Origin of the sequence: Photorhabdus akhurstii (assembly GCF_018448925.1) — a bacterium.
GTDB lineage: Bacteria > Pseudomonadota > Gammaproteobacteria > Enterobacterales > Enterobacteriaceae > Photorhabdus > Photorhabdus akhurstii.
Window position 1 is genome coordinate 76414 of sequence record NZ_RCWE01000010.1, and the last position, 13214, is coordinate 89627.

Consider the following 13214-nt stretch of genomic DNA (forward strand, 5'->3'; position numbering starts at 1 on the left):
CATATAATTAGGCGTTTATATCATCAAATAATAATAAATTTCATTTAATACATTCACAAACTGTGACATTAACCACACAATAATATTAAAATTTATTAAATTTACAATACTACTGTTTACATTGATAACAAAATAAAAACATCAACAATTTGATTCAGTCATTGCAACTATTTTTGAATCTTTTGAATCGGTGAAATTAAGATATCGATCAGTATATAGCCATCACGATGAAACTATTCGGTATTGCTGACTGAACGATTACGACTCACAATCAATCAACATGAAGGACTAAGAAAAGATATTTCAATTAAAAAATAACAAAAATTTTGCATAGGTAGGTTTAAGATACATTTATCTTACATAGGTCAATGTAATCTCTAGTTCACTGCACGAGAATTCTTTAATCACCTAACCGATAACTTTTTACAAAAACAAAAAGGCGTATTTGCCGAAGTCAGCACGGCAAATCAGAAATCTCATTAAAGGCATTAATGATCTGATTGTCGGGCTTAAAATCCCATCCAACAACCGAACAAATCACGATCAAAAAAATGTCAGAGAAGATATGGCAACATCATTAATATATAAATTTTTTTACACAAGTCCGTTTATCAGAGCAAGAGTTAATCCACCGGTAAGCTAAGCCGCTCTGCTAACCCACTTCGCCTTTGAGTTGGCGTCTGGATTGCCTGACGCAATACCGCTTCATGTGCATAAAGAGTTAGTTTTTCTCTGGCCCGGGTTATCGCTGTATAAACCAATTCACGGCTGACAACCGGCACAAACTGCGTCGGCAATACCAAAGCTGTATGGTCAAATTCCGAACCCTGTGATTTATGTACGGTCATCACATATGCAGTTTCATGTTGTGGTAAACGACTTGGCTGGATTCCTTTAATCTGTCCATCAGACAACTGAAAATAAGCTCGCAGTTCATGATTTTCGTCTCTGAGCATAATACCAATATCACCATTAAACAGACCCAGTGTGCTGTCATTACGCGATATCATGATGGGTCGGCCTGCATAACCTCGGCTGAAAGTCCCGACAGGGCGACGAATAAGCCCCTGACGATGTAATAGCTGTTCTATACGCTCATTAAGCCCACTGACGCCAAACGGTCCTTCTCTAAGAGCACACAACAAACGATAGCGGTTAAATTCATCTAAAATCTCTTTGACTGGTGCCTGCTCTGCCACCAGACGCAAATAGGCGTGATAACCCGATACCGTTTCTGTCAGCAATCGCTGATAATCTTCATCGTCAGACAATGGGTAAAAACAGATATCCTTCAACGGTTGCTGCAAAATAGAGAGAGCTTGTCGACTCTTTCCCTGATTAACTGCCGCAGCTAACTGACCAATCCCCGAATCCATATTAAAGCGATAACTTTTACGTAGAAGACACAAACGATCACGAACTTCTGGGATATTTTGCTGATCACCAGCATCTAACCGACATCCCGTTAATCTGCTTAACTGTTGCGCCCTCGTTATGCTGTATCCCAGTTCTGCAAAACGGCAAATATCACCCAACACCGCTCCAGCCTCCACTGATGCCAATTGATCTCGGTCACCAAGCAGAACAATTTTCGCTTTCGGTGGCAATGCATCAATCAACCTAGCCATCATGGGTAAATCCACCATTGAAGCTTCATCCACCACCAGCACATCCAGACTAAGTGGATTATCTCGATCATAGCGTAATCGCTGGCTATCAGGCTGCGCTCCTAGCAAGCGATGAATCGTCTGCGCCTGATCCGGCATATATGCAAACTGTTTCTCCGTCAGAGGCAATTTTCTGACCGCGCTATTAAGAGATTCGGTCAATCTGGCGGCTGCTTTTCCAGTCGGAGCCGCCAGTTGGATAACCTGCTTTTTATCAGGATTAAGTTTGATTAAGGCAGCCAATAACTTAGCAACTGTCGTTGTTTTCCCAGTTCCCGGTCCGCCAGAGATAACCGAAATTCTGCTAGTCACCGCGACAGCCGCAGCCACCTTTTGCCAGTCCACCGTTTCCTCAGGCAGCATGAATAATTCATCTAAAACAGTTCTCAGTTGCTGTTCCTGAATATTATCGGTTGGTTGATTGCCGGAAAAGAAAGCCGCCACCTGACATTCACTTTGCCACATTCTCTGCAAATAAAGCCGGTCATGGGAAAACACCACAGGCGTTGGTTGAAGCCCATCACTAACCGCAGCACAATTTTCCAGCGCTATCAGCAAACTCTGCTCATCAGGTTTTCCCGCAGCTCGCCATAATTGCTCTGCAAATTCACGATGTCGCCCATCAAAAAAATATTCTGGCGTTATCCGATTAACCGGCAGACAAACATGCCCAGTACCAGTTTCAGCGCTCAACAACGCCATCACCAACAACAAAACAGGATCTTTATCCTCAATCAATGTATGAGCAAACTGTAAGTCCAATGAACGCAAAAGCCTGAGGTTTACTGCCTGTTGTAATAACGAAATCATCAATTTTTCTCTTTTTCAGACTGTTCATTACCACTGAAAAGCAGATCCAAAGCATCGACAAATTCAGCCGATGGCCGACAACTAAAAATACCATTCCCCAGCTGTTGTTTATCTATCCCCCTGAGAAACAGATAAATCACGCCGCCGAAATGTTGTTGGTAGTCATAATTAGCCAACCTGTGACGCAAGTAACGATGCAGCGCCAGTGTATAAAGCTGATATTGCAGGTCATAGCGATGCTCAATCATGGCTATTTCCATTGCCTGTTGAGTATAAAACTGGCTCTCCTCTCCCAACCAGTTTGATTTGTAATCCAGCACGTAGAATTTGCCTTGCCAACAGAAGACCAAATCAATAAACCCTTTCAGCATTCCTTTCACCTGCTGAAATTCCAGTTGGGGGCAACGAGCAGAAATCGGGTCATAACGACGCATTACCATATCCAATTCCTGAGATCGCAAAAGTTGTTCAACCGGCAGATAAAACTGCATTTCATCCTGTTGATGATGCAGCGGAATTTTTGCAAGCTGCATTCCTTCATCATCCAATGGAATGGTAAAAATATCGGTCATCCATTGCTGTAATGTCCCACTCCAGCGTTCATCAAATCCGGCTGATTGCAGTTGTTCTGCCAACCATTTTTCATCAGGTCGTTGGCTGAAACTAATTTCTTCTAAAATAGCGTGTAAAAACGTCCCTGCCGAGGCTCCCCGAGGAAATGTATGTGGCGTCATTTCAGGTTGTTCTGCTAACTGCTTTTCACCACTAGCATCAACATCAAGCTTTGGCGCAATAGACTGGACAATCACGTCAATCGATTCTTCTCCCGCAAAATAAGCAGAAGCATTGCCACGATGCACCACAGAGTTTCGTAAACCAGAATAACTGGTAATACGCCACTCATCCTGAACTCTGCGTTTAAATTGCCTGGCCGATAGGACTAAATCATTTTTACTTTGCAATTGCCAGGGATGACCATCAGTATCATTAATTGATGATACAACGATGCCATCTCCACTTAATTCTTTAAGCGATGTCGCCAGAAAATCAGCATCCCCTTTCACCCCCTTTTGCAACAGGTAGCCTAGAGCACACTGATGCAGATCAGTATCGCCGATCTTTTTCTTATTGCCTTTTATCAGCGGAGCCACGCCGACACTGCAATGGTAAACAGAACGCGTCAATGCGACATAGAGCAAACGCAAATCCTCTGCCAATCGCTCTTGTTCCGCCAACTCAATCGTCTCGTCGTCAGGAAAGATATCAAAGCAAGCATTAAAGCTTGTACGATCATGATATATCGCCCGCGTCTGCTCCCTGAAATTACAGATAAATGGCAGCCATACCAGCGGATATTCCAGACCTTTAGATTTATGGATAGTGCAAATTTGTACCAAATGACGATCGCTTTCCAACCGCATCTGCTGGTTTTCAGATTGTGGATCAGGATGAGAAATTTGTTGAGCCAACCAGCGGGTGACTGCATGTTCACTATCAAGTTGTAAAGATATCTCCTGCAACAACTCACCAATATGCATCACATCCATCAAACGCCGTTCACCGCCATAACTGGCAAGCAAATTCTCAGCAATATGATGGTTGGCGATTACCGCTCGTAACATAGGCAACACACCACGGCGTTGCCACAGACGAAAGTAGCCATCAAATTCATCAACTAACTGATCCCATCTCTTTTCATCATGATTCAACTTGTCTATCTGACAGGCAGTCAGACCAAATAAACCACTCGCCAACGCACTTCTCAAAACCCGTTCTTTTTCCGGGGATAACACCGCTTGCAGTAACCAGAGAATATCCTTGGCTTCCGCGGTAGCAAATACACTTTCTCGGTTAGAAAGAAATACGGAAGGAATAGATAACAAGTTAAGCGCATTACGGATCAATGTAGCTTCCTTTCTGCTACGCACCAAAACCGTAATATCAGCCGCCGTCACAGGTCGAGAACCTTCACTTTTATGTAACAAAGCCCGCCCTTCACTACCTGCCTGCAACCAATCTCGAATTTGCGCAGCACAGAGCCGTGACATCGTTTGCTCATAATCTCCGGTAGAAACGCCTTCTCCCGGTTGTAACCAGAAATTCAGTGCGGCCTGTTCTTCACCGTCATAGCTAAAAGAGAGCTCTCGATTTTTTTCTGCCGCAGAGACTTCAATAAAAGGGATCTGCTCAAACAAAAATGGCTTTTCCGAACGCATAAACAGTTTGTTTACTGCCTGTACCATTGAGTAAGCAGAGCGCCAATTTGTTTCCAGAGTATAGTGAGCACTTACCTGAGAGCGGGCGCGAATGTAAGTGAAAATATCTGCGCCGCGAAATGCATAAATAGCTTGTTTGGGATCACCAATGAACAGCAATCCATTTTCAGGCTGAGTGCCATAAATGGTATGAAAAATCCGGTATTGCTGTGGGTCGGTATCCTGAAATTCATCGATCAACGCAATCGGATAGCGCCGACGAATAGTCTCAGCAAGCAAATCGCTGCCGGGACCTTTCAGCGCATCATCAAGACGGGTAAGTAAATCATCAAACCCCATTTGACCACGTGTTAATTTTTCCTGACGGATTGATTGGCGAATCTCAATAATAGCTCTGGAGATAATCAAATCACGTAAAGTAAGTGGTTGCTTATATAAATCATCTATTGCAACAAAAAGTGAATGTTCAGGTACCTCACCTTTTTTTGTCTTTTCTGCCAATACCGACTGCCGGAATTTCTCCAACGCTTTTGGCAACAGATAATCCTCTGTAGGCGCCTGAGCCCAATCCGTGACACTATTCAGCCAATTTGGTAAGTGCTTACTACTGTAACTTCTTTTATCGACACCAGAACCCGCAATTAAATCGTGCAACTCTCCGGCAACTTCATTCCATTGGTATTTAACATCGCTGATCAACTGGGTAATTTTTTCATGACGACTTAACAGTGTTTCATCACTGTCCGGCGCATTAACAATATATGGCATATCCCCTTGTAAATAAGGGTGTAATTCAGCCAACAAGGCTTCTGGCCCACTCCACTCCTGGCTGATTACCTGTGCCATTGATAATGGCAATGGATAACAGTGGCGCCGCCAGAAATCGGCACACCCCTGCCGTTCTAATGGCTGTTGATCTTGAATCAATGTCTGTTCAAACAAGATCCCAGATTCAAAAGCGTTATGCACCAACATCCTCTGACAAAAACCATGAATAGTATAAATCGCGGCTTCATCCATTTGCCGCTCTGCGGCCAGTAACCAGATAGCCGCCTGTTCTTTATCCGGGATTTCATCCAATAGCTGTTGATAGGCAGGTTCTGCGTCTTCTACTTCGTTTCGAATACAAGCAAGGCGAAGTTGATGAATATTTTCACGGATACGCCCACGTAACTCATTTGTCGCCGCCTCAGTAAAAGTGACTACCAGAATTTCTTCCACGCTCAAAGGCCGTGAAAAAGCGGCATCTTTCCCCAACCCAAGCAGAAGACGCAGATATAAGATACCGATAGTGTAGGTTTTACCCGTTCCGGCCGATGCTTCGATCAGCCGCTGACCATTCAGCGGCAGAGTTAATACATTAAGCCTGTGAACAGATGTCTCTGTGATCACCGATCTCTTACCTCAACAGGTAACCGTTTCTGAAATTGAGTTACATTCTGATAGGTTTTCCAACCTTTCAATTTCGCATATCCATCCAAGCTTCCTGATTTACCAATCACTTGTGAAATCAATGACAGCCCTCGATGTTTGATTACCGCATTCCGATAGAAATTAATCAACTGCTGCTGTGTGGTTTTCTTTAGAATCTCAAGCATTTTATCTCTGCTATCAAAACTAAAGTTATTGCGGCTAAAATCACGAGAGAAACGGGCAACTTCGGCATAGAAAGTTTGTGGCGGCTGCTGCTTTTCATTAATCAGCGCACTCTTGTATTGTTCAAAATCAGCTTGAGACATTGCTTTCAATTTATTACCGGCGTTCTGATAGAAATCTCGATAACGCTGATTCAAATATTTCGGTTGTTTACTATTACTTTGTAGCAGGAACCCTAATCCCCACTGCTCCCCCACACTGGTATTGAAAGCAAACACCGCATACCCTAGTTGCTCTACTGTTCTTAACTGCTCATAGAACCACGGCTGGAGCATATTGCTCAACAAACTGGAATAAACATAACCCTCTATACGGTTATAACCCGTCGGAATATAAATCTCTGCTAAAGCGCCATCTGTGCTACTGCCCACACGCTGGAAATTAACCGGGTAATTTTTATCAATCACCACCTTATTCCCAATCCACCAGTCATTTCCTTGATTGGCCAGTTGATTATGGGCAGATTCAGCAATCACTTTGCTCTGCTGTTCGGTCAAATTCCCAATTATCATCATTTGCAAAGCAGCATTTTTTATCATTTCATGACGATACGTAACAATATCCTGAACTGTGATAGTCTCCAGCGCTTTTAAACGAGTGGACTGCTCAGTGTAAGGCACCATAGAAAGGCGCTTCAACGGCTGCATCGCCATGTCATAAGCTTTAGCGTTATTAGAAACCTCTATCTGCTCACGATACCAAGACTTAGCCTGTGCCAGTTGATCCTCCGTTGGAGTGAACGCCATGTAGTTACTGATTAAAGAGGTTAAAAGCGCCGACAGATTTTGAGTGTAACCGCTTACTCCCAGTTGCAGTCCCTGTGATGAACTAGTAGAAATATTCATTCCGGCAACAGAAGCCTGATAACTAAGCTGGTCAAGGGAAAGATCTGCTAAATAATCAAGCAAAGAGGAAGTAACCTGCTCACGGGCACTATCCAAACTGTTCGCATTACGTAAATCAAGCGTAATACTGGCCTTAGGCTCATCAGCAAAATATTGACTCGGCATATAGAGTAGGCGGACATTCTGCTGTTCAAGGATCATCTCTGGATGTTTTTGACTCTTACCTGCTTTTATCAGCTTCAAATCGTCAGGAATATAAGGATTTGGCACAGGCAAAGAAAAATTCATCCGCGCCTCTAACTGCTGCCATTCCATTCGTTGCTGTGATGTGATTCGATCAACCTGATAAGGCGCCTGAACAAAATAAGCCTGTTTATCGTGCGGCTCTTTTGAGCTGATATACCAGATTCTTGCATTTTCAGGCGTCAACTCGGCAAGCCGGTTGGCAATTGCTTCCGGGTCATAGTTATCAGCCAAATAACCAGCATTGAGTACATTAGAAACAGGAACTCGCAACATAGCATCCGATAACCATTCGATATAGTGCATATCACGAACAATGGAGCCATATCGGAAAGACAGATTCAAAACCTTCGCGATTTCATCAAAATAACTTTTCTGGATGCCTTTTTGTTTTAACAAATTAATATAAGCAAAAATGGCCGCAATAACCTGCTCCCGTTGTGCAAGCCCTTTATCTGTCAACGTCACATAAATAAAAAAGATACCCTTGTTACGATCAACCATAGGCTCCGCACCAGCACTAATACTTTCTGCGAGTCCTTGAGTTTGTAGCCAATCTGATAATGTATTCAGGCTACGGTTGCCAATCATATAACCAAGATATTCATCGGTTTTACTGCGGAAATCGGCACTGTTATTGTCAATACTGAACTCCAATTGCAATGCCTTTTGCGGTTGGGCAGGAACATAATGGATGATAATCCCTTTCTCTTTTTCCGTTACTGCCGGAACAGTAATCGGCGGCACTCTCGCTTCTCTGTCAGGTATCCGACCAAAAGTATCAACTGCAATTTGAGTCAGTTTATCGATAGGCTGATTACCGTAAATGACTCCTTTCATCAAATTGGCCGAATAATAACGCTGATAGAAATCCACCAGTTCTGTCTGTAATTTACTCCCTGGTTTATCTTTCAATGTTTCTAGATTACCACCAGAAAAACGGGCATTGGGATGCTTAGGATTCAAGGTTTCTGCCCGTATTTGAGCCACCCGCATCCCATCACGAGAACGCGCCATTGTCAGCTCTGCATTCACGGCGTTTCGCTCCCGATCTGCATTCACTGGATTAAGTAACGGCTCAGCCAATGCATCAGCCAGACGATCTGTAGCCTGAGCTAACGCCTCATTTTCTACTTCAAGGTAAAAAGCCGTGCGGTAAGAGGCTGTGCTGGCATTATAGCTACCACCATGCTTTTGCAAAAATTCAGACAAATCACCTGACTGTGGGTAACGTTCAGATCCCATCAGAACCATATGTTCCAGATAATGTGCAAGCCCAAGCTGGCTGTCAGGGTTTTCCATACTACCAACCGGAATTGCTACCGCTGCCAGAGATTTGGTTGCCTTCTCATCAGATACCAACAAGACCGTCATATTGTTTGCCAATCTGATTCCCTGATACTGACGATGATCATTTTCGCTTTTATAAATTGTCTCTTGCAGTCGCTGCCACTGTGATGTTTGCGCATAACTTACTGTTCCCCAAAAGAGCAGGAACATCACAGTAATCATGCGAACAAAATGTTTATGCATTATCCGATATTCTCCCTATGTTTCTGATTTAGCGCCATCGGTAACAAATAATTGAGCGCTTCCTGTTTAAGTTTTGCTAAAAATGATTCATCGATTTGCCTGAAAGCCCGCTGAATATAAGGATCATCCCCTTCGCCTGTGCGTCCCTGATCTCCAAGCCATGCCTTCAATAGCTGGCTTTCAGCTTTTGATTGAATTTCATTGCTATCATCAATCTCACCCGTTTCTTTATTCACACATGTTGAAAGCCACGCCCAACCACTTTTACAAAACAGTGGTAAAGGCGCTGATATTCCTCGTTGATAACCTTCAATCAATTGATTCAGATAATCTTTCGCTTGTTCTGAAGACACAGAAGCAAAACGCCATTCGCTGCCATCACGCCCATAACTGCGGCTTTCACCCTCCCCCCCGGCAAGACAGTAAGCCAGATGCTCAATCCACAATTGCATGCCATCATTGGCTGTTAAGCTGGCCGGCCGCCAACGCAGCAAACCATCCGGTTGCGCCTTATTAATTTGTCCTGTCAGAATCATTTGTCCTAAATCATGATGTAAATCAATAGATAAAGTTTCCATCTGTTGTTCACGAATTTTATCCGCCAGAGGCTGCATCTCTTTTTGTTGCTTCAACCAATAAACCTCACCAAAAGCACCAAAAGGCAACCCGCCAGCAGCACGAAGCCGACTGAAAAGCGGCTCAGGCGATTGCTGTTCAATTAGTGCACTCAACAATAGCTGATTAAACTGATAACGTTGAAAGTTATCTAAAACGAAAGGCTCTTCCTCTGGTAATTCCGTTTCTTCGATAACGAAATTGACTTTCAAGCAACGTTGGAAAAAAAACCGAACCGGATGGCGGTAAAAACTGCTCAAACTATCAAGTGTAATTTCTTGAATTTGCGCCGTTTCAATAGATTGGCAAAATTCAGCGTATGCGGCACCTTGCTCAGTTGCCGCCGGTAACCACTCCCCGGCATAGCTTTGCTGATAACTGCCCGGTATAAAATTTTCCGGTGCAAATGGAACGCGGGAATGAAGATACAACAGATGTTCTCTGACATGAATAGCACTTTGATCAACATTCAGTTTTTCATTTCCCGGTAAACAAAAACTTTGGCAAACATAATCCAGTAATTCATTCACCAACACCGAAGGGTTACATTCCGTATCATCACGAATGGACTTACCAATATAGCTGATATAGAGAAACTGTTCGGCAGATATTAAGGCTTCAAGGAATAGATAACGGTCATCATCCCGCCGTTTTCTGTCCCCCCTCTGACCTTTTTCCGCCATGAGATCAAATCCAAGCGGTGGAATTGAACGGGGGTAGATACCATCATTCATTCCCAATAAACAGACAACCTTAAAGGGAATAGAACGCATCGGCATTAGAGTGCAAAAATTGACAGATCCGGCGAGAAAACGCTGACTGATTTTTTCATTATCAAACTGAAGCGCCAATTCATCTCGCAATAGAACCAATGGCACACTTTCTTGATAACGGGCATTCAAGCCATTGACTATGACTTTCTGCCATTGCTGCTCTATCATCGCCAGTACTAATTCAGTTTCACTATCTGATGCAAAAAATGTCTCCAGCAACTCCTGGCAGATAGGTAACCAGCCCGTTAATGTTCGGCTCTCGCCCAGAATCTTGCGCCAATAGCTCAATTGCATCAAAAGCTCCGCTAATTGACCGGCAAGCTCTGCGGCTAAACCGCTGGATTCATCATAAGGCAATACCTCTTTCCAAGGGCCAGACCGACTATCCATTGCATAACCCAATAACATTCGAGTGAGTCCAAAACGCCATGTATGCTGACCTGTTACCGGCAAAGATAGTTCTTCTACATTATCGTCATCCAGCCCCCAACGAACGCCTGACTCTTCAACCCAACGCCTTAATAAACGCAAACCATCTTCATGAATGTCAAATTTATTCGCCAGCGCGGGTACTTCCAACAATGCTAAAACCTGTTCCGTCGTAAAACGACTTTGAGGTAAATCAAGCAGTGTAATAAATACCTGTAAAACCGAATGTGCCTGACGAGCCTTACGATCAGAAATAGCAAATGGAATATAACGTTCAGCAGAGACATTACCAAATACTGCCTGAACATAGGGAGTATAATTGTCAATATCCGCGACCATCACAATAATATCCCTTGGCGTCAACGATGGATTATCTTCCAATAATCGCAATAACTGGTCCTGTAAAACTTCCACTTCACGTTGAGGGCTATGGCAAACATGGAAAGACAAAGAGCAATCCAACGGATCAAGTACTCTTTTTCGCAGGCTATTTTCAAATGTCTCTTTTGTTGAACCAATTTGGGCATGATCTTCCAGATAGAGAATATCCCTTTGCAATTGATGTAATAGATTATCCTGTTCTAATTCAACAAAGGCGTGAACATCCGAACTCTGCTCAAGCTGCGATAATAAATAGAGATTATCACGACCCAACCGTCCCCACGATGCCAACAAGGGATTACTGACTTCTTGTTCACCATCATCGTTAAACAGTGATTGAGCATTACCAGGGTCTTTAAAATGTTCCAACTCCTGTTCGTTCTTATAATGACGTGGTTTACGGCTGCTCAGTTTTGCCAGAAAAGCATAATTCTGAATATCCCCCCAATAATATTTACATGGATTGGTAAACATCAGGTGAATATCAATATGCCGTGCCAATGCCTGCAAAGCTTGTAAATAGACCGGTGGTAAGGCAGAAATACCACAGATAAATACCCGTTTCGGTAAACAAGCTGAAAGCTCAGTACTATTTTTCAGTTCAAGACTATTTCCCAGTTCAGGGCTATTTTCCAGCGTCGAAATAAAACGCTGATATAAATTAGCACGATGCCATTGGGGTTGTTGTAACTGGTTAGTATATTCCGTCAGTTCCAGCCATAACCTTTTCTGCCACAACTGATTATCGCTCAAACCATCAATAAGCTGACCTTGTTGCCAACTTTCCAACCATTGCGGACGATAAACTAGATATTGGTCAAACAGATCAGCAACCCGCCCGGCCAATTGATGAATCTTCCGTTTATCAAAATCTTGATCAAGGTAGTGCCTGAGCGCGACAAACTCCGCTTCTGGCAATAATTGAGGCAATAACGCCATCAATTTCCATGTCATAGCATCTTTACTAAAAGCACTTTCTTTAGGAATATCAGGCAATACTTTGGTAAACATATCCCAAATAAACGTAGCGGGAAGCGGAAATGAAATATTGGCTGATATGCCTATTCTTTCAGCCAGTTGGATTTGCAACCACTGTGACATACCCGGGCTTTGCACCAAAATGACTTCCTGAGCAAATGGATCAGTCAGTGGATTATCCCCGATCAATATTGCTATCAATTCCTTAAGAAGATCTAATTGATTAGAATGATAAACTTTGAACATCAGAACTCCCACTTGAACAAATCCATCGGCTTGCTTTACTTTGCTGATTATAAGGTGTTGTCACTATAACTTTAAGCTGATAGCAGCCAGACAACGGATATGCTGTCTGAAATTCAGCGTGCCACCCCAGTGGTAATATTATTTCTGGCAAAGGGTTTTGACCTGCGATTAATTCATATTGTTCCAGATACTCATAAGATAACTTATCCGCCTTTGATTGCTGCCAATGTTGCTGAAACCCAAATAATAACCCCTGATGATAACGCATTAGTCCCAATAGAGAGACCGAAAAGACCATAACAGCAATCATTACTTCGGGCAAACTCATACCTGATTGATGCTCATAAAAAAGTTCTGACTTCATGAACAAAATCCCACATCTACCTCAGGACAAAAATCCAGCCAACCACTTTCTACCGGAATAAGGGAGTCTCTTCCACCAGCAGAAAGTAATTTCATCCATTGATATAACCCGACAGATTGCCCAGATGCCATATCAGCCATACCTTTCAGTAGAAAAAAATGACTCGATTGCCTTTTTAAGCAACTGGTCAAATGAAATTCTTGCTGTTGCTGGCAATACCACTCTTCTGTTTCATCAAGTGACCATGACTGAGCGATTCCCCATGCCAATGAAGATTCTGCTTGCTGAAAAGCCTTTAGATATCTACGTTCATCGACCATCATGATTAAAGCGTTATCCAGATGATGATGCAAAGCCTTTAACATCATCAGGCTCACCGCCAACAATATTAGCACTGAAATTAGCAATACATTACCTTGCTGATATTGAAAACAACCATGCGGAGAATGCTCAGCCAC

The 13214-nt window shown here is 43.1% G+C and carries 6 protein-coding genes; all 6 read right to left on the reverse strand.

The genetic code is table 11. The annotated features are described in order from the left end of the window. Positions 1-623 precede the first annotated feature (623 nt). Genes recD through EAE93_RS13015 form a run of 6 tightly spaced genes read right to left on the reverse strand, consistent with a single transcriptional unit; the run spans position 624 to position 13214 of the window. Positions 624-2477, reverse strand: coding sequence for an exodeoxyribonuclease V subunit alpha (recD, locus tag EAE93_RS12990; protein ID WP_214039828.1), 1854 nt, complete (start codon positions 2475-2477; stop codon positions 624-626). Continuing rightward, positions 2477-6082, reverse strand: a complete 3606-nt coding sequence (gene recB, locus EAE93_RS12995; RefSeq protein ID WP_415186290.1) for an exodeoxyribonuclease V subunit beta — start codon at positions 6080-6082, stop codon at positions 2477-2479. Before recB ends, recD begins: the two co-directional genes overlap by 1 nt. Next, a complete protein-coding gene (gene ptrA, locus EAE93_RS13000; RefSeq protein ID WP_214039830.1) occupies positions 6082-8970 on the reverse strand; it encodes a pitrilysin in 2889 nt (962 codons plus the stop codon). Before ptrA ends, recB begins: the two co-directional genes overlap by 1 nt. Then, positions 8970-12392, reverse strand: coding sequence for an exodeoxyribonuclease V subunit gamma (gene recC, locus EAE93_RS13005; RefSeq protein ID WP_214039831.1), 3423 nt, complete (start codon positions 12390-12392; stop codon positions 8970-8972). Before recC ends, ptrA begins: the two co-directional genes overlap by 1 nt. Further along, positions 12370-12756, reverse strand: a complete 387-nt coding sequence (locus tag EAE93_RS13010; protein ID WP_214039832.1) for a prepilin-type N-terminal cleavage/methylation domain-containing protein — start codon at positions 12754-12756, stop codon at positions 12370-12372. Before EAE93_RS13010 ends, recC begins: the two co-directional genes overlap by 23 nt. After that, positions 12753-13214 carry a YgdB family protein gene (locus EAE93_RS13015; RefSeq protein ID WP_105399667.1) on the reverse strand — a complete coding sequence of 154 codons (462 nt, stop codon included), beginning with the start codon at positions 13212-13214 and terminating at the stop codon, positions 12753-12755. The genes EAE93_RS13010 and EAE93_RS13015 overlap by 4 nt, the downstream gene beginning before the upstream one ends.